Source organism: Mangrovibacter phragmitis, assembly GCF_040429585.1.
Classification (GTDB): domain Bacteria; phylum Pseudomonadota; class Gammaproteobacteria; order Enterobacterales; family Enterobacteriaceae; genus Mangrovibacter; species Mangrovibacter phragmitis.
The window spans coordinates 1,011,289-1,029,836 of sequence record NZ_CP134782.1; the positions used below are offsets into that span (position 1 = coordinate 1,011,289).

At 45.7% G+C, this 18,548-nt stretch carries 19 protein-coding genes and 1 pseudogene; 12 read left to right on the top strand and 8 right to left on the bottom strand.

Going from position 1 to position 18,548, the window contains the following annotated elements; translation table 11 throughout:
• Nucleotides 1-6 precede the first annotated feature (6 nt).
• The 4 genes from MPHASIOC01_RS04835 (at nucleotide 7) to MPHASIOC01_RS04850 (ending at nucleotide 2,679) form a co-directional block, all read left to right on the top strand.
• Complete coding sequence (locus MPHASIOC01_RS04835; protein ID WP_353614103.1) at nucleotides 7-261, top strand: hypothetical protein; 255 nt, start codon at nucleotides 7-9, stop codon at nucleotides 259-261.
• 2 nt (nucleotides 262-263) lie between these two features.
• Nucleotides 264-935 carry a hypothetical protein gene (locus MPHASIOC01_RS04840; RefSeq protein ID WP_353614104.1) on the top strand — a complete coding sequence of 224 codons (672 nt, stop codon included), beginning with the start codon at nucleotides 264-266 and terminating at the stop codon, nucleotides 933-935.
• A gap of 139 nt (nucleotides 936-1,074) precedes the next feature.
• Nucleotides 1,075-1,374: a TonB family protein gene (locus MPHASIOC01_RS04845; protein ID WP_353614105.1), complete on the top strand. Its 300-nt coding sequence runs from the start codon at nucleotides 1,075-1,077 to the stop codon at nucleotides 1,372-1,374.
• 63 nt (nucleotides 1,375-1,437) lie between these two features.
• Entirely contained in the window at nucleotides 1,438-2,679 is a 1,242-nt protein-coding gene (locus tag MPHASIOC01_RS04850) for a tail fiber domain-containing protein (RefSeq protein ID WP_353614106.1), read from the top strand.
• A 245-nt stretch (nucleotides 2,680-2,924) separates the two neighbouring features.
• Here the strand turns inward: MPHASIOC01_RS04850 and MPHASIOC01_RS04855 are convergent.
• Nucleotides 2,925-3,079, bottom strand: a pseudogene (locus MPHASIOC01_RS04855) (integrase); the annotation flags it as partial.
• A gap of 337 nt (nucleotides 3,080-3,416) precedes the next feature.
• Between MPHASIOC01_RS04855 and MPHASIOC01_RS04860 the strand changes: the two are divergent.
• Nucleotides 3,417-4,451, top strand: a complete 1,035-nt coding sequence (locus MPHASIOC01_RS04860; protein WP_064595797.1) for an adenosine deaminase — start codon at nucleotides 3,417-3,419, stop codon at nucleotides 4,449-4,451.
• A gap of 139 nt (nucleotides 4,452-4,590) precedes the next feature.
• Here MPHASIOC01_RS04860 and katG read toward each other — a convergent pair whose 3' ends face one another.
• The 4 genes from katG to MPHASIOC01_RS04880 all read right to left on the bottom strand — a co-directional run bounded on the left by katG (nucleotide 4,591) and on the right by MPHASIOC01_RS04880 (nucleotide 9,960).
• Entirely contained in the window at nucleotides 4,591-6,756 is a 2,166-nt protein-coding gene (katG, locus tag MPHASIOC01_RS04865; RefSeq protein ID WP_064595795.1) for a catalase/peroxidase HPI, read from the bottom strand.
• A gap of 310 nt (nucleotides 6,757-7,066) precedes the next feature.
• Entirely contained in the window at nucleotides 7,067-7,498 is a 432-nt protein-coding gene (locus tag MPHASIOC01_RS04870) for a hypothetical protein (RefSeq protein WP_353614107.1), read from the bottom strand.
• A 96-nt stretch (nucleotides 7,499-7,594) separates the two neighbouring features.
• A complete protein-coding gene (locus MPHASIOC01_RS04875; protein ID WP_064595791.1) occupies nucleotides 7,595-9,220 on the bottom strand; it encodes an ABC transporter substrate-binding protein in 1,626 nt (541 codons plus the stop codon).
• A 287-nt stretch (nucleotides 9,221-9,507) separates the two neighbouring features.
• Nucleotides 9,508-9,960 (bottom strand): NUDIX domain-containing protein, encoded by a 453-nt coding sequence (locus MPHASIOC01_RS04880; protein WP_353614108.1) that lies wholly within the window; start codon nucleotides 9,958-9,960, stop codon nucleotides 9,508-9,510.
• Nucleotides 9,961-10,167: 207 nt separating this feature from the next.
• Here MPHASIOC01_RS04880 and MPHASIOC01_RS04885 point away from each other — a divergent pair, with 207 nt between their 5' ends.
• Entirely contained in the window at nucleotides 10,168-10,341 is a 174-nt protein-coding gene (locus tag MPHASIOC01_RS04885; protein ID WP_353614109.1) for a hypothetical protein, read from the top strand.
• Nucleotides 10,342-10,486: 145 nt separating this feature from the next.
• Here MPHASIOC01_RS04885 and uspF read toward each other — a convergent pair whose 3' ends face one another.
• Nucleotides 10,487-10,921 (bottom strand): universal stress protein UspF, encoded by a 435-nt coding sequence (gene uspF / locus MPHASIOC01_RS04890; protein ID WP_064595787.1) that lies wholly within the window; start codon nucleotides 10,919-10,921, stop codon nucleotides 10,487-10,489.
• Nucleotides 10,922-11,339: 418 nt separating this feature from the next.
• Here uspF and MPHASIOC01_RS04895 point away from each other — a divergent pair, with 418 nt between their 5' ends.
• From MPHASIOC01_RS04895 to MPHASIOC01_RS04910, 4 genes are all read left to right on the top strand, one after another.
• Nucleotides 11,340-12,125: a DsbA family protein gene (locus tag MPHASIOC01_RS04895; RefSeq protein ID WP_064595785.1), complete on the top strand. Its 786-nt coding sequence runs from the start codon at nucleotides 11,340-11,342 to the stop codon at nucleotides 12,123-12,125.
• Nucleotides 12,126-12,526: 401 nt separating this feature from the next.
• Nucleotides 12,527-12,757, top strand: a complete 231-nt coding sequence (locus tag MPHASIOC01_RS04900) for a hypothetical protein (RefSeq protein WP_156519007.1) — start codon at nucleotides 12,527-12,529, stop codon at nucleotides 12,755-12,757.
• 198 nt (nucleotides 12,758-12,955) lie between these two features.
• The gene (locus tag MPHASIOC01_RS04905) at nucleotides 12,956-13,240 is read left to right on the top strand and encodes a hypothetical protein (protein WP_082917829.1); all 285 of its coding nucleotides are present in this window, start codon (nucleotides 12,956-12,958) and stop codon (nucleotides 13,238-13,240) included.
• Between the two features lie 153 nt (nucleotides 13,241-13,393).
• On the top strand, nucleotides 13,394-13,831 hold the full coding sequence (locus tag MPHASIOC01_RS04910; protein WP_064595781.1) for a DUF3574 domain-containing protein: 438 nt from the start codon (nucleotides 13,394-13,396) through the stop codon (nucleotides 13,829-13,831).
• A gap of 52 nt (nucleotides 13,832-13,883) precedes the next feature.
• Here MPHASIOC01_RS04910 and MPHASIOC01_RS04915 read toward each other — a convergent pair whose 3' ends face one another.
• Nucleotides 13,884-15,068: a NupC/NupG family nucleoside CNT transporter gene (locus MPHASIOC01_RS04915; RefSeq protein WP_064595779.1), complete on the bottom strand. Its 1,185-nt coding sequence runs from the start codon at nucleotides 15,066-15,068 to the stop codon at nucleotides 13,884-13,886.
• Between the two features lie 881 nt (nucleotides 15,069-15,949).
• Between MPHASIOC01_RS04915 and MPHASIOC01_RS04920 the strand changes: the two genes are divergently transcribed.
• Nucleotides 15,950-16,255 carry a hypothetical protein gene (locus MPHASIOC01_RS04920; protein ID WP_064595777.1) on the top strand — a complete coding sequence of 102 codons (306 nt, stop codon included), beginning with the start codon at nucleotides 15,950-15,952 and terminating at the stop codon, nucleotides 16,253-16,255.
• Nucleotides 16,256-16,611: 356 nt separating this feature from the next.
• The gene (locus MPHASIOC01_RS04925) at nucleotides 16,612-17,322 is read left to right on the top strand and encodes a CTP synthase (protein ID WP_064595775.1); all 711 of its coding nucleotides are present in this window, start codon (nucleotides 16,612-16,614) and stop codon (nucleotides 17,320-17,322) included.
• 57 nt (nucleotides 17,323-17,379) lie between these two features.
• Here the strand turns inward: MPHASIOC01_RS04925 and MPHASIOC01_RS04930 are convergent, their stop codons facing one another.
• Nucleotides 17,380-18,546, bottom strand: a complete 1,167-nt coding sequence (locus MPHASIOC01_RS04930; protein WP_064595773.1) for an MFS transporter — start codon at nucleotides 18,544-18,546, stop codon at nucleotides 17,380-17,382.
• Nucleotides 18,547-18,548 lie beyond the last annotated feature (2 nt).

The following is an 18,548-nucleotide window of genomic DNA, read 5'->3' on the forward strand; positions in this document are numbered from 1 at the left end:
GTACAGGTGCGAACCGCGGACGGGCGGGATTTGGTGGTGCTTATTACGCCTATGTTCGTACTTGATTTTATTACCACTACCTCTGGCAGCAAAACCTATACCGTCCCGACGGGAAAGACCCTCAAAGTCATGACCGGCACATCACGTTACGCCACCGATGGTGCCGGTACCAGTCAGGCACCCATTGTGGCAATCAACGGCAATACTCTTACCTGGAGTAATGCCAGTACAACTAGAAACATCATTGTTTATGCGGGGTGAGAATGGCCTTTGGAATGGAAATCAGGCAGGCGGATGGAACGCTCTGGATGAGCCCGGAGGTTACGCCACTTAATCTTATTAAGAAAATCAGCCAGACCTTTACGGCGTCTTATCCGTTTACGGCAACGACCATTGCTACGGGGGTACCGTCGGAAAATGCCTGTATGGTTTTCTGTAAGAGCACCAGTGGTGGTGGCGTTGCCTACACAATGGATATTTCTGGGGGGTATTGGGTAATTACTGTCCGTGGCTGTTCAACGGAGAATGGTGGTTCAGGGGGAAGTGTTCCCATTACGTTCTATGTATTCGCGAATATGGTGACAACCCCATCCCGGTATTCGTTGGCGTATTATGATGCCGATGGAGTTATGCGCTGGCATGCGGAAATGCGGCCTCTTGAGGTATTTACTCAAACACCCAGTGGTGTGCCGCCCAGAGGGCAGATAGATATCGGGTTTAATGTCGCTGTCAGCTCCGTTTATTCCGCGAAGCAAATGGTTTTATTTCAGGGAGGGACTCCGCCGCTTTATACCTGGATGGATTTTGTCTACCGGGCATACGGGACGAATGTTAAAGAACTTCCCGTTGCGGCATGGCAGGAAAACAGTGGCAGTGTGTACCAATCTTTTGTTAATGGTGCCATCTACTACATAAAAACGGATAACTACGACTGACTGGGCACTGGTTGGTTTATTTACTTGCTTTATTGATCGGGTGTAACGATCAATCCAGGCTCATTGATCTATCAAAACAATTATACTCGCTCTCTGTCCGGTGGTACTTTTTGTCGGAATATCAACCAAAGGAATGACAATGAGAACAATTATTGTGTTTTTGATGGTGTCATTATTTAGCCCAGTACCGGCTATGGCATCAAATTCCCATGAGCACACTATTAATTATCCCACCAGAGCGTGGCATCTTGACCAGTCTGGTACAGTAAATGTGCTTTACGATATCACACCGCAAGGAAAAGCAGAGAATATCCGAATCATTAAGTCAACGAATCGTGACTTGTTTGATGATGCTGTAAAAGCAGATATTCATAAATGGCGCTTTGAGAAAGGGAAGCCAGAGAAAGATATTGCAGTGACCATCCATTTTCAAAAATAACCGTTTATTTAAGAAAGCCAGCCTTCGGGCTGGCTTTTTTATACCCGTAAAAAGGGGAGATATATGCCAGCAGGCACAATCACATTAACGAATGACAGCAACATAGTCGAAGGTTCAGGCACATCATTTAGTGCTGAGTTTTCTTCCGGTGACATTCTGGCGTCTACCGTAGGAGAGGTCACCTATACATTGTTTATCCAGTCCGTAGACAGTGACACGCAGGTAACGTTGGTTAAGAACTATGATGGCCCAACAGCGACCGGACTTGCCTGGTCAGCAATCCCGCGCAACGTCGCTATTGCGATTCCCGCTCAGATAGCGACGGAAGTTTCAAAGGCGTTACGCGTACTTAACCAGGATAAATCCAACTGGCAGCAGGTGTTTTCTTCCAGTGGAAGTATCACGGTTACATTACCGGACGGTTCGTCATTTTCTGGTCCGTCATGGCATTACATTGCAAGTATGTATGCCAATAAAGCCGATTTAATTGGCGGGGCCGTTGCTGTATCACAAGGTGGTACTGGTGCAACGACAGCATCAGAAGCAAGAATGAGTCTTGGCCTTGGTGATTCTGCAACCCGAAATGTTGGTATTAGTGAAGGGACTGTCGCAGCTGGTGATGATTCACGATTAAACACTATTGATGGTAAATCTGGCGGGATAGTCACTGGCGGTATTTCGCTATCTATGCAAAATTCAACGTACTCGCATCCACTTGTATTGACGTCTCTTGAAAACCAGGAGGGTGTCAGGCTATTAGGCTCCATGGCTACTTTCGGAGATGGAACGAGTCGAACAATTCTAAATGTAGACAGTGTTGGAGGAAGACGATCTACTCTATACGGAACCGGGGGATATATGTGTCAGGCAGGCATTAACGGAACACCGGCTATGGCATCATTTAATGTCAATTGGGATGGTTCAAATGCAGCGCTATGGATTGATTCAACCAGGTTTGATCCACTGTTCAGCATTGCCTCAGATAAACTTCTGAAGAAGGATATTGAATATATTGATGGTAGTTCTTCTCTATTGGAAGTAATGCAATGGAAGCCTGCGTCATTTGTCTATAAGGCTCGTGGAATCATCCCAGAAAGTGAAAAAGTGCTTGGATTCATCGCTAACGATGTTGTCCAGATTAGCCCGGAGGTTGTATCTGGTGATGGTTTACAACCGGGTTATGATGAGAATGATCCTAAGGATTCATACAGGCTTGACCCCATTGCGATGATTGCAAAATTGACTTTTGCGCTCCAGGCACAGCAAAGACAAATAGATGAACTGGTGAAAAAGCTGTCAGCTTGAACATACATATCTCAATACCTGCTCAGGGATTGATTACCCTAATCATGGCCTTTTCTAAGTGGGACAGATTTGGGACAAACAGGCATTTTTACTGGTTTATATGCCTTTCTATACTTTGTCATCATGGGACGTGTGAGCGCAGTAATGACAAGCTATGTTATTGTTTAATCATGTAGTTCTAGGAACTCTTAATCCATCGGTCGCGGGTTCGAATCCCTCACAGCCCACCATTGATTTTCAATGGGTTATAAATACTCCTTCGTTTCCAAAAAATCGCATTGTGACTTTTTTGTGTCCGACTCACTAAAAATCGCATCAATTTTTTTGCGTGTTCAGATAAGTGGTTCTGGGCCCGGAGCGCATAACGGCGAACCATATCGATACTCTCCCATCCTCCCATTTACAGCAAAACGTCAGCCTGTTTTATTCAGCGCGTTTTAGTTAGCCTGAATTGAATTAACGTAGCACCTGGCTTGCAATATTGTTCACAAAATCCGCTGTCATTGCGCGGATGCTCATTCTCTATTGATTCACGGAGTGTTTAACTGTATTTGATATTTATTCTGGAAAGTTGTTGCCCAGGTATCACTGTGAGGACTGGCTATAGTTTTACTTATTGGCACTGTCTTCAGGCACACCAGAAGTGTACCTGGCTGAATGAATCATGATTATGCCCGTGTGAAGATGTGGCGAATGATTTCATCTCTGATGAAAATAACCAAACAAAGAGAGTGTTTATGCAAAATACGCCATCGCTTATTGAAAAGGTGTTCCGGGCTCCCAAGGCTGAGTTGCATGTACATATAGAAGGCACTCTGGAGCCAGAACTGATTTTTAAACTGGCGCAACGGAACCGTATTCCTCTTGCCTGGTCTACAGTGGATGAATTGCGCGAGGCGTATCAGTTCACATCTCTGCAGTCTTTCCTGGATATCTATTATGCTGGTACCAGTGTGCTGCAAACGGAAGACGACTTCTATGAAATGACGTCATCCTATCTCGACAATGCCTGTCAAAATGGTGTCATTCATGCTGAGATCTTTTTTGACCCACAGAGCCATACATCTCGCGGTATTGGTTTTGACGTGTTTATTCCTGGCATGGTCAGAGCCCTTGAAAGCGCCCGTGAAAAAGGGATTTCAACTCAACTGATAATGTGCTTTTTACGCCATTTACCGGAATCAGATGCACTGAAAACCTTTGCAGATTCGCGCGAATGGTTTATCCGCTATCCAGAATGGCTGACTGGTGTTGGCCTTGATTCTTCCGAGAACGGAAATCCACCAGAGAAATTTGCCCGTGTGTTTGCCAGAGCTAAAGCGGCAGGGCTCCGGCGGGTTGCTCATGCTGGTGAAGAAGGGCCTGTCGAGTATATCTGGCAGGCATTGCAACTCCTTGAGAGTGAACGGATTGATCATGGCGTCAGAAGCTTTGACGATCCTGATCTTGTCGCACACCTCAGTGATACCCAGATGCCGCTGACAGTATGCCCTTTGTCTAATGTCAAACTGCGGGTATTCGATAGCATGGGCGAACATAATTTGCGTGAACTTTTACAGGCGGGAGTCAATGTCACCATCAATTCAGACGACCCGGCCTATTTTGGCGGGCACGTTAACGAGAACTATCAATCTATTATCAGCGCACTGCAATTAACAGAAAACGAGTGCTACACGTTACTCCAAAATAGCCTGAAGTCTGCTTTCGTTAACGCACAAACGCGTGACAAGATGCTGATGCAACTGAATGCGTACTGGCATGCAGATGCCTGAATGATGTAACACTCAGGTTGTGATACTCAGGTTGTCATGGCTGGCTCAATAAAAAACCGGCAAAAATTGCCGGTTTTTTCAATACCATGTAAAGAAGTCAGTGCACTGATGCTGACGTGCTTACTGGTGACGTTACTGTTTACAGCAAGTCAAAACGATCCAGGTTCATTACTTTTGTCCAGGCAGAAACAAAGTCCTCGGCAAATTTTTGTTTAGCATCGTTGCTGGCATAAACTTCAGCAAGTGCACGCAGTACAGAGTTAGAACCAAATACCAGGTCGGCACGCGTTGCTGTGAAACGCAGTTCTCCACTGTGGCGGTCAGTGCCTTCATACACTTCTTTGCTCTCATCTGCTGCTTTCCATGCTGTGCGCATATCCAGCAGGTTCACAAAGAAGTCGTTACTCAGCACACCCGGGTTATCGGTAAAGACGCCATGCTTGCTACCGTCAAAGTTAGCACCCAGGACACGCAGGCCACCAACCAGCACAGTCATCTCTGGCGCCGTCAATGTCAGTTGCTGTGCTTTATCGATAAGCAATGATTCCGTGCTGGCTTTTCCGGCTACACGGCGGTAGTTACGAAAACCATCAGCAACAGGTTCCAGCACAGCAAAACCAGCGATGTCGGTTTGATCCTGACGGGCATCAACACGGCCTGGCGTAAAGGGAACGGGCACAGAAACCCCGGCAGCTGCCAGCGATTTCTCGATACCCACTACACCAGCAAGTACAATGACATCAGCCAGCGAGATTTTACCGGATGCCTGTTGAATAGCTTCCAGTTTCGGCAAGACCTGCGCAGGAATAGTGTTAACTTCCCAGCCCTTTTGTGGAGCAAGTGCCAGGCGAGCTCCATTAGCTCCACCTCGTTTATCTCCACCGCGGAAAGTGGATGCTGAAGCCCAGGCAACAGAAACCAGTTCGCTGACAGACAACTCTGATTCTGCTATGGCGTTTTTCACAGCCGTAATATCTGCCATGGTTGGCTTGTGAGTTGCTGCTGGCAGCGGGTCCTGCCAGATCAAATCTTCTGCCGGCACTTCCGGGCCAATATAGCGTGATTTCGGCCCCATATCGCGGTGAGTCAGTTTGAACCATGCACGCGCAAAAGCTTCATTGAATGCTTGTGGATCATTCAAAAAACGGCGGGAGATTTTTTCAAAATCCGGGTCGAAACGTAGGGTTAAATCGGTCACCAACATCGTGGGTTTACGCTTCTTACCTGGTTCAAATGGGTCTGGAATCAGGTCTGGCGCATCTTTTGCTTCAAACTGAATGGCACCTGCCGGGCTGCGCGTCTGTGTCCATTCAAACTTGAAGAGGTTCTCAAAAAAGTAGTTGCTCCACTGAGTTGGCGTTTGGGTCCAGGCGACTTCAAGACCCGAAGTGATGGCATCCGCGCCTGCACCACTGGCATAACTGCTTTGCCACCCAAGCCCCTGGGCTTCTATTGGCGCTGCTTCTGGTTCCGGGCCAACATGTGTTGCCGGGCCTGCGCCATGGGTTTTACCCAGAGTGTGACCGCCAGCAATCAGTGCCACAGTTTCTTCGTCATCCATGCCCATATTGCCAAAAGTCGCACGGATCGCAGGGGCTGCTGAACGTGGATCACCACTCGCATCCGGGCCTTCCGGGTTTACATAAATAAGCCCCATCTCAGTTGCTGCAAGCGGGTTTTTAGCCAGTGCTTCAGGGTGGCGGTGTGCCAGCCAGGTTTTCTCTTCACCCCAGTTGACGTCGAGATCCGGTTCCCATACATCTTCACGACCAGCACCAAAGCCAAATGTACGGAACCCGGCATTTTCGAGTGCGACGTTACCGGCAAGAATAATCAGGTCAGCCCAGGAGATTTTTTGCCCATACTTTTGCTTCACAGGCCACAACAGGCGGCGAGCTTTATCCAGGCTGACGTTATCTGGCCAGGAGTTAAGTGGTGCAAAGCGTTGCTGACCACGCCCCGAACCACCACGGCCATCTTCCATGCGGTAAGTACCGGCACTGTGCCAGGCCATACGAATAAACAGGCCAATATAGCTTCCCCAGTCGGCAGGCCACCAGGATTGAGAATCGGTCAGAACATTTTTGATATCCGCTTTCAGTGCGGAAAAATCCAGCTTTTTAAATTCAGTTCTGTAATTAAAAGCTTCGCCTAACGGATTGGAACGACTGGAATGTTGATTTAACAGGTCTACACGTAGCTGGTCAGGCCACCAGTCCGCATTATGCGTTCCATTACCTGCACTTTGTGTCGCTTCGTTAGAGTGGAAGGGACATTTTGAAACGTTATCGCTTGAATTGCTCATTTCTGGCTCCGTATGCTTCCTGAGGATTGTCTGGTGTTATTCATTCATTCCTGTAGAGGGTGTTCCTAAGCTATCTGTTCCTTTCAATAATAGATAATTGAATCAACCCACGGATTTGATAGTTTTTTCCTTTGTACACAATCTGGCGTTTACCGATAAAAACAACTGTAAGTATAAGGCCATTTTTGCCGCTAAAGCCCGAAACCCGAATTTTTCTGCTTAGCGGATTACTGGTCGCTGAATAGAAACAGACTCGCGCGCATGGTCTAAAAAAGAGGTGATAAAGGGAAACAGTACACAGCTGAATTTGTTAATTGTGAAGCGTGAAGCTCTGAATGTTCAGGTGATGAGAAAGCTCACGTAATAGAGTGACATAGGCGATAAACCCGGGGTCGTCAGGAAACTCTCCCTGGCGTTTTGGGCGGCCCGCGATGATATCTACAATATCGTTAAAGAGGCACTCAATTTTATCCTGGGTAAGTTTTTGTTGGCAGCCAGTACTGAGCGCTACTGATTGAATCCAGCTATCATTGCACACCTGGTTCGAGTCCAGGTTACGCAGTAATTTTTCGGCATGGATGCAATTTTCCACAGCCATTATTGCGTTTTCTACATCCTGCTCACTGGGGTAGGGGGACTGGGTAAATTTTGCCGCCAGGGTGGCATAGCCAATGTTGAGTGTCACGGGTGGAGTACTGAATTCCACCTTGTCAGGGCCAATGGTAAGTGCGTGAGTAGCCATAGATAAACGAGCCTTGATGTCAGGAGGTAATTATTATCATAGTCCTTTGACTGCAAAGAAAAAAGTGCGGCCTGTTATGCCGCACTTGTACCGAGATTAGTGCTTAATGATGTACATATCGCGGGTCAAATAGAATCCAAGCGGAGAAACGGTAAAGCCTCCTACGAAGGGTTTCACCAGTTGGTTTTGAACATAGTAGTAAACAGGGATGGCTGGAATATCATGGGACAGAATATCGCTGGCAGTCTGGTAATCCTGTTTTATTTTGGCGGGTGAGGTGTCTTCACTGGCCTGTTTCAGTGCTTTATCGAAGTCAGGGTTACTGTACCTGGTTGTGTTTTGTGTATCGTTAGTGCGGAAAGTATTAAAGAATGTTGATGGTTCATTGTAATCAGCAAGCCATGTATAACGGACCAGATCAAAATTACCCTGACGCATAGTTTCCAGCATAGTTTTCCATTCCTGGTTACTCATGCTGACATTCGCCCCCAGGTTTTTCTTCCACATTGATGTGGCGGCAATAGCTATGCGCTGGTGATCCTGGGAAGTATTGTAGAGTAAATTGAGTGATAAGGGGTGTTGGGCATTAAACCCGGCTTCAGCAAGTAATTTCTTTGCGGCTGCATTGCGTTTTTCTTGTGACCATGTTGAATAATCAGGTGGTGTAAATTTCATTCCACCAATATTTAACGGCATCAGAGTGTCTGCGGGTTTTTGACCCTGGCCAACAACTTTTTCAGCAATAATTTTTTTGTTCAGTGCCAGGTTAAGTGCTTCACGAACCCGAATATCATTAAACGGTGCTTTGGCAGTATTAAATTTGTAGTAATAAACCCCAAGCAGGTCAGTACTGTGAACCTGGTTGGTATATGTTTTTTTTAGTGACTGATACTGAATCGTGGGAATGGTATCAGTGATATCTATTTCGCCTGTTTTATAGCGATTGATCATTGCTGCCTGATCGGCTATTGGCAAATATGTAACCTGATTAATAACAGTTGCTTTATTATCCCAGTATTTATCATTACGCTCAGCAACCAGTTTTTCATTTACCACCCATTGTGTAGGTTTATAGGCACCACTGGTGACGATATTCTCTGGCTGTGTCCATTTATCCCCATATTTTTCAACATCTGCCTTACTTACTGGAAACAGTGATGGGTGGCCGACAAATTGTAAAAAATAGGAGACAGGTTGCGAAAGTGTTACCTGGACAGTAGTGGCATTAAGTGCTTTTACACCCAGAGCGGATGCTGGCATTTTACCAGCGGCGATAGCTTCGGCATTAAGTATATGCGCGTTAGCGGCGAATGATGCATAAGGTGATGCTGTTTTCGGATCAACCAGACGTTGCCAGCTAAATACAACATCATCGGCAGTGACTGGTTTCCCATTTGACCAAACAATTCCCGGGCGTAAGTGAAATGTCCAAATCGTATTATCTTTATTTTCCCATTTATCAGCCAGATCAGGTACAATTTTTCCCTGTGGGGTAATGTTCACCAACCCACTGAAGCAGTCCAGGATAATGTTAAATGCCTCATTGCTTTCAGCCAGTTGAGGATCTATTGTGGCAGGCTCTGAGCCGTTGTTTCTTACCAGCACTTGCTTACTGGCTAGCGTAACATTAGCAGGGACTGTGGCGGCAAAAGTCTGGCTGACGGGTAAAGCAGCAGCAATTATTGTGTAAAGAGCAAGTTGTTTCTTATTGGTTTGAAACATGACTATCCTCATTATAGTGAGAGCTAAACGCTCATGTTGTGGTTGTTGTTATGAAATCTAATGCAGTTAATTGAGTCAGTTTGTGTTGACCCAATAGCTGATGTTATCAGAGATGATAGTAGGCGTGTAATATGCAAAAAAATGCGACAAACAATAACAAAATATTTAATTCTTATATCTATAAGAAAAATGAATTGTGCAATGCGTGACGAAAGTCATAGCAGAAAAAAGAATACTTATATTATCTGTTTTTCATATCTTTCTGGTATATGAAATTATTGACAGTTTCAAAAGTCTCGATTGCTGAAAAAATAGTTAAATACCGGCCATTGCCAGGGAACCAGTTTTAGTTGCGGAAACTGCTCTGCGAGCATGAAACCAAACCCGGCACCTTCATGTAATTGAATATCTGCGGGGGTTATTTCAAGATTGAGATGGTAGACAAACATTAATTCACGCCCGGTTTCTGATGCCAGTGTAACGGCGAGAGGACGAAACATGTTTTGAGCAGGAACCAGGCCTGTTTCCTCTGCGAGCTCACGGCGGGCGGCATCAAGAGGCGTTTCACCAGTTTCAATCGCACCACCAAATAATGACCAGTGGCCGGGAAAACGAATCGGTTTATGTTCATCCCGAAGTTGCAACACGACGCGCCCTGTTGGATCGGTAAGCAGTAACATCGCTGCCTGTCTCTTCCCCGGGTTGCTAATATCCGTTAGTGCAAAAAATTCTTTAATCACAGGAAATCACCTTTGCAATTTATTTGCTTATGAGCTTACTGCGCCACTTAGTAGTGGCAATGCCTGAACACCATTTTTTTTACCCAACTTACGATTGACGTTGATTTGTAAAGCTGTGCCTTTCAGAGAATCAGACAATTGCCCAGAATATAAAAACGTTATACTGTGGTTATATACAGTGCTATGGCGAATGACAAGGAGTGGATTATGAATGATTCTCCTGGGGTGAGTGTTATCCGTGAAAAAATGGATCTTCTGGGGTTAGCCTCTTTGCGTGAATCACTGGTTGGGGAGGTTCTGAAGGCCGTGCATCCTTCTGCAAGAATTGCGTCATGTGGCAAATTATCACCGGGTTGCTTTTTGACCTGGTTAATCACTTGAGGGGAGGTATCCATTCACACTGTTTCATTAAGACGCTGGAAGGGATCGCTAATAGATATGGCGACAGTGTTGAGACATTTACCTGCATAAAACCATCCCGGTGGAGTAAATACCACCGGGAAAATAACACCTGGCGGTTATGAACTTAACGTACGACCAGTACCGGGCAAGTTGCGTGACGTACTACAACCGCCGCATTTGAACCCAGTAAATATGTCGTCACACTGGGTTTATGGGAGGCAATAACTATCACACTGGCATCAATTTCTTTTGCAAGGTTTAATATTTGATCCTTAGGCGCGCCCCATGTGACATGTTTTTCAATCCGGTCTTCGGGTATTGAAAAACGGGCAATAACATCGTCGAGTTTCTTGCCGGATTCCCCAATGATGTCCTCTTTCTCTGGTAACTCAGCAGAATAAGCCAGACCCAGTGTTGTGTAGTAAGGAAGCGGTGGGATAACCGTCAGAAAATGCACCCGGGCATCTTCTAACTTTGCCAATGTTTCGACGTGAGGAACAACCATTTCAGTTAGTTCAGGCTCCGTAACATCAACGGGCACCAGTATCGTTCGATACATAGACAACCTCCTTTTTGTGTTAATGCATTATGATCCTAGTCTTTATCGCAACAGTCTGGCGAGACGCAGGTACCAAAATTGAGAGAAACAAGTACAAGGTGCATTGGATCAGTGAGCCCCGGAAGCCGGTAATTGTTATAAATTCAGCAAGAATGGATCAATTTGTTAATGTTGAGGAGTATCAATTTCACTCACCGGATAAGATTCTGGTAGCTGTTGGCTGATGGTTGTTTTCTGTCAGAAGCATGTGTAGCAATATCTTGTTATGCCCGGATACGGGTAGCTTCACAGCCACAGGTATCTGAACTAATCTGTTTAGCATATTGGTTATGTTCTGGTACACCAGCCCTGGCTTACCTAGTTTGATATTCAAGCCAGGGGTCACTGTAATGCGTTATTAAACACAAGAAGAGTCTTGATGCTGAAGAAAATAATCTCCGTTGCCGTATCGGGTTGCTTACTGGCAACGTTTGCCGCAGGTGCAGAAGGTACCACCACTGGTTTTACTGCGGCACAACAAGCTGAAATTGGGAAAATCGCTGCAGATTATCTGGTTGCTCACCCTGAGGTTTTGGTGCAGGCAAGCCAGAAACTCCAGGAGCAGCAGCAAGCTGAACAACAGCAAACCATGCTGAAACAGGTATTAGATAACCAGAAATCACTTCTGGACGATAAAAACACGCCAACCATTGGCCCCGCTGATGCTAAAGTTGCGGTGATTGAGTTTTTTGATTACCAGTGTGTGTACTGTAGCCATCTGGCTCCAGAGCTGGAAGCCACGATGAAGAGTAACCCTGGGGTGCGTTATATCTTTAAGGACTGGCCTATTTTCGCCCAGCGCTGGACCAACTCATTAACTGCGGCTGAACGCGGTTTGGCTGTTTGGCAACAGAAGGGGCCTTCTGCGTATATCACTTACCATAATGCGGTGTACAATACCGGTCATTTCGAAGGTGCTCTTACACTCAAAGATATTGATTCTGCAACCCGTGCAGCAGGTGCTCAGGCTGGTATTAAAGCCAAAGATGCTGAAAAAATATTTACTTCTAACAGTGAGCTTGCGCAGGCGATTGGCCTTACCGGGACGCCAGGCCTTATCGTGATGCCAGTTTCAGGTGCTAACCCGCAAAATACCACTGTGCTGCCAGGTGCTGTGCCTGCTGAAGAGTTACAGTCTGCTATTACAAGAGCTATGCACCCTTAATACCGCGACCAGGTTCAGGGCTACCGTGGTCTGGCCTGAACCTGGTTATGTATTCTCACTGAGTCTCTTTCCGTTCAGAAAATTCACCTACACTTGATTAAAGAGTCTGCGTTAAGCAATTTAATTGATGGAATAGTGATTAACGTCTTGTGATGAACGGGGTGTCTGTCAGTGAATGATATAGAGTTATTGTTTTTCAGAACGACCAGTCAAACCGCATTATTTCCCCGTACAGATACCAATAGATTTTAAAATTATCCTTATAAATCAAAGTGGTTCATGGTAAATCATACTTTCTCCTTAGAGACATTTATTAGGCCGAATGATATGCCATTAACCAGACTGCAGGGGATATTTTGTTTCCTGCTGGTGTGAAAGGTAAGGATGAAGTTGGGGTGCCCATGAAAGAAGAGCAAAAGTATGAAACTTTCCCGCTGGCTGGGTTAGATATACGCATCGCAAAAGATTACGATGCATTGATTGTTACCCCCCAATTTCTGGCTACACCAACGGACCCCACTATTCACAGCGACAAAAACTTTTTACTGAGCAAAGAAACTGCACTTGAGTTGATTGAGCTACTGCAAAATGCTGTGAGCATGCTGAATACACCTCCTGATATGAAGCATTGACAGGTGAGAGGCAGAAATCACATTGATTAACTGTGGCTACCAAAACCAGTTTGCTGCAATGGTGTGAATTATCTCGCGTTATTCATTTTTCTGCGCAGGTTTTTCTGTTGCGGGCCGATAATGAAAGTATAGCCACGCTTTGTGGTGAGGTTGAGTTACCTCCTGCCCGGACAATTGCAGGAATGGTGCATTGTTTCAATGAATAACAAGAGGGCAAACCTGATGGATGCTGTTGTCGTATTGCATGAACACCGTATTGGTTTCATTGTGTTGCGTGATGAAGATGGGGGATTTATTGTCGCTGAGTTACAATCCAGTGATGATATTCAACGGGGTGACATCATCAGTGGTGTGTTTGACGTATCACAGACACAAACCTTCACAAATAAAGCGAATGAAGACGAGGTTGACCTGCGCGTACATGGTATGGGAATGACGGAAGAAGAAGCGATTAAATTCATTCAGGACAAAACCGCAAGCTGAGTATTAACCATTCCGGGAAGGCAACTCATGGCCTTCCTGCACTTCTTACCTGTCTGCTTGCTATTCCTTTGAATTTCGTATTCTATTCAGAAGTGTAATACAAAGCTGTATACCAATAACAATGATTCAGATGATAGTCAGGCAGGTGAATAAATGAAAAACGTATTAGTGGCGGGCATTTCTGCAGTGTTGCTGGCTTTCTCGCTGGCAGGCTGTACTGCGCCAACGACCAAAACAGCCGGAAAGGTGGATGCAACCTGTAAAGTGGGTGATCCTATGGTACAAACAACATTGTACTTTGGTCTGAGCCGCTCTGGAGGTCCTGATATCAGCAGCACTGAGTGGCAGCACTTTGTTGATCAGGATGTGACACCGCGCTTTCGTGATGGGTTGACTGTGTTTGATGCTCGCGGGCAGTGGTTGGGCAATGACGGTAAACTGGCAAAAGAAAATAGTAAGGCGTTAATGTTAATTCATGGCAACGACCCGGTTGAAAACCAAAAGATAGAAACCTTGCGTTCTGTATATAAAACCCGGTTTGCACAAGATTCAGTAATGCGTGTAGACGACACGGTATGTGTGGGTTTTTAACGCTAACATGTGGCGGTTTTACTCCGCCACATATCAACAGATTGTCAGGGGATTACAGCACCAGCCCGGCAAAAGCGGCTGACAGCAGGCTCACCAACGTAGCCCCATACACCAGACGTAATCCATAGCGAGAAACAGTATTCCCCTGGCGCTCATCCAGGCCTTTAATTGCACCAGCCACAATGCCAATAGACGCAAAATTGGCAAAAGAGACCAAAAATACCGACAGAATACCTAAGCCTCGCGGTGTCATTCCATGGGCGATTTTTTGTAAATCGATCATGGCGACAAATTCATTGGCCACTAATTTCGTTGCCATGATACTTCCAGCCTGCAGAGCATCCACCTGAGGGATCCCCACGAGCCAGGCTAACGGGTAAAATACAAACCCCAGAAGTTGTTGAAAACTGTAGCCGAAGAGCGTTGAGAACAGTGCGTTAATGGCACTGATAATTGCAATAAAACCAATCAACATAGCCAGGATTATCATTGCAACTTTAAAGCCCGCCAGAATGTATTCCCCAAGCATTTCAAAAAAACTTTGTGACTCATGAAGCTTCTCTAACTGAACTTCTGGATCTTTTCCTGGCTGTGTCGGGTTGATGACAGACAGGATAATAAAGGTACTGAACATATTCAGTATCAGGGCGGCAACAACATAACGTGGTTCAAGCATTGTCATGTACGCCCCTACAATGGATAGCGATACTGTTGACATCGCAGTGGCTGCCATAGTGAACATGCGCTGAGGTGATAATTGAGCCAGTACACCTTTGTAGGCAATAAAGTTTTCAGACTGACCGAGCGTCAGGGAACTGACTGCATTGAACGATTCCAGTTTCCCCATTCCATTAATTTTTGACAGAATTGTCCCGAAGATGCGAATCAGAACAGGAAGAATTCGCCAGTGTTGTAAAATGCCGATCAATGCTGAAATAAAAACAATTGGGCACAACACACCTAAGAAAACAAATGCCATGCCTTGTTTACTCATTCCGCCAAAGACAAAATCGGTTCCCTGGCTTGCGAAATGAAGTAGCGAGTCAAACAGACTGGCAACATGTTTAATAACAATTAGCCCTCCCTCAGCATGCAGGAAAAACCATGCCAGAACAGCTTCTATAACAACTAATTGAAGGATATAACGAATGCGAATTTTCTTGCGTTCGAAACTTGCCAGCCAGGCCAGTGCCAGGATAACAATCAGCGCAAAACAGAAATGAAGTATGGTTAGCATAAATATTTTCAGGCAGGTGAAAAAAAGCTATTAGGCCATAAATTATCACACGGGTAAATCACCACATTTATGTGAAATCAGTATGGAAATTGTACTGCCTGAGTGCTGACTACTGAAGGGAGACCAACAATGGTTTTTGCTACCCATTAACCAGTGGTAGCGCATAATGCATTTACTTTGGCATTTCTGTTGCTGATATGGCAGGCGTGGGCAGGCAGTTTACTGCATTGAAAAACGGTTATTGAGCGCGTAATGGCATTTTTTGATAAAAAAACCCCATCCAGAGTGGATGGGGAAAAATGATTTATCAATAGGGAATGATGCTCTCTGGTTTTCAATGAGAACACAGCAAATGTACTCGCTAATAGTGAACAGAACATGGAGAAATTATGGAATTTATATCCAGGCTTATGAATAAATGTCAAAACCGTATTTGCAGAAAATTCAGGCGGTATGAAAGAAGATAAAAAAAAAGGCCCCATTGCAAGGGGTGGGGCCAAAGTCAACTTATTGATTATGGAATGAGGTTCGGGGGGTATCCCTGAACAAATAAAATCTAGCAGTAAAAAAAGAATTAATAATGGAGGTAATGTGGAATTTGTGTTAAGCGGGGTTTCTGTGCTGTTTTTTGACTGTTAGATAAAATAGTTGTCTGGAAACTTGAAGGATAAGATTGGTTGTTCACCAAAACCATTTATTAAAGCGGTTAGATATTATTCGGGGCAGTCCGTTGCAAACTGTTAATGATGTTGAGACACATTATCAGTAACTGTGTTTTCATATGTATGTAATATAATCATTTTTTGTACAAAAAATATTTACTTTTTACACCAGGAATGCTCTGATCTACGCCGTCAAAAATCAGTGTAAGAGAAAAGGAAATGAGCGCGCTAAAACCTGGTAGTCTGGCCTTGATTATTGGTGCCAGAACTTTGTCTGGTCGAGTAAATATCGGTAAGTCTGTCTGCCTGTTTGAACGTTACTGCCCCGGTGAACGTTTCATTAATCCGGTCAACGGTGTAGATACAGTACTGCCAGCAGATTCAGGGTGCAGTCTGTGGTTGGTTACAGGAGATGTTATCGCGTTCGACAGGCAACCGGGTTTTGCATTTGTGCGTGATGATCACCTGATGCCGCTTGATAGTGACTTTTCATCCAGCGATGTGCTGGAAAGAATGATGGATTAATCGTGTGTCCGTATCTGGTTTCCCCTGCATGAAAGAAAACGGCAGGGCAAGCCAGGAGAGGTTAATCCCACCTGAATGGATCTTTTCAGAATGCTACAACGCTTTTTAAACGACTTTTCCCGCACACAAATTACCCGCTATCATGTATCAATCTTTTTTCTGGCAGACTTATCATAAATTTTTAATCCTGCTGTCAGCCAGTTAGCTTGTTTTCCCCAAAAAAACACCCGTTAATGTGATCGGCTCTGCAATACAGTTGCAGAGTAAATCAACAGGTCGTTTATTGGCTATTTGGGTTCCTGAGTGTCATGTAAAATTACTTAAGTAAGCCATTACTGTGTAATAAGGGTTACCCTATGACTACCTCACTGCCGAAGTCCACACTTCGTATCGCTCTGGTTGGTGATTACAACCATGAATCCGTAGTACATGATGCCATTCATTTAGCGTTAGATGACGCTGCTGCTGTGCTTGGTGTGACGGCAGATTATGACTGGATTGCAACAGAAGAAATAAATTCTGGTGAAGACCTGGTGGGCTATGATGCCATCTGGGTTGTTCCAGGAAGTCCTTATAAAAAGACTGAGGGTGTGTTATTGGCTATTCGCTATGCGCGTGAGCAAGGGATACCATTTCTTGGCACATGTGCAGGGTTCCAGTATGTTCTGATTGAATATGCCCGAAATGTTATGGGAATGTCTGATGCTGCGCATGCTGAGACAGGAACCGGTGGGAATATCATCATCACACCTTTATCCTGCCCCCTTGCAGGGAAATCCGAAGTTGTCTTACTTCACCCGGATACACAAATTGCAAAAGCGTATGGAAAGTCAGAAATTACTGAACACTACAATTGCCTCTATAGTGTCTCAGAAGATTTTATAGCCCGGCTGGCTGGGCAGGATTTGGTCGTCTCCGGAACTAACAAGGAAGGCGAAGCAAGGGTGGTTGAGTTGTCATCCCATCCTTATTTTGTTGCGACACTCTTTCAGCATGAACGCTCATCCCTTGATAAACGCCCATCTCCGTTGGTGCAGGGATTTTTAAAAGCAGTTCGTGTTATTTAGCTGCCATATCTTGTCGTCATGCCCCGAAACGAGTGAATCCGTCTCGGGGCATAATGCTTACTGGTGTGCTTTCCCTGCAACTGTTCCCAGAATAGCCATAACAACACCCAACATAGCGCAACCAAGAACAGGCCATGCCCATGAGTGTGTGAATGTATGGGCATTACCCGCTAAGGGGGGACCAAATGCAGCCAGTAAATAACCAACTGACTGAGCCATGCCAGACAACGAGGCTGCTTCATGAGCCGTTGAGGTTTTCAGGCCAATAAATGACAGCCCGAGGATCATTGTCGCGCCAGACCCAAAGCCAAACAGGCATACCCAAATGGAAGCGGCGGATGGGAAAAACCACAACCCTGCAAGGCTAAATGTGCAAAGTAAAGAAACTCCGGCAGCGATAGCGCGTTGGTCGCGCATCCGGCTTATCACCACGCCAATCAATAATCCAGGTACAGCGCAGGCGAGTTGCATTAACCCATGCAATGAGCCTGCCTGGATTTCGCTGTATCCGGCATCTGTCAGTATGATGGGCAACCAGCCAATCACCACATAGTAAATAAGCGAGTTGATACCTAAAAAGAGGGTAATGAACCAGGCGAGTGAACTGGACCAGATTCGTGGAGCAGAATTTGTGGTTTGCCGTACGTGGGTGGTCTGGGTACCTTTACCAACCTGATCCCACCACATCGCAAGTGCCAGTATCGGAAAAATCATCAGGCAGACTAATGCGCCCTGCCAGCCAAAACGGATAGCCAGTGGCACCATTGCTGCCGAGCCCAAACCGGCAGCGACGCCCATCGTCAGAGAATAAGCGCCGGTAAGGCGGGGAATACTCCCGGGAAAATCTCGTTTTATCAGCCCGGGTAGCAGTACATTTCCCACAGCAATACCGGCACCAATCAATACCGTTCCCACGTAGAGCCCCCAAAGGTTGCCACTGGAGCGCAGCAAAATGCCGGCGCAGATAATCAACAATGCGGTAACCAGACTTCGTTCCGGGCCAAAGTAGCGAGAAAAGCGGGCCACCAGTGGTGAGATGATGGCAAATGCGAACAGAGGCAAGGTGGTCAGTATCCCGGTTTGAGTGGCAGATAATGCAAACTGGTTGCTGACTTGATCCAGCAGTGGAGCAAGGCCGGTAAAAGAAGCACGAAGTGTGGCTGCAATCAGCAATATGCCGGCAATCATACGCCAGGGGGCGATTAAGCGAAGTGCGGTAGTCATTG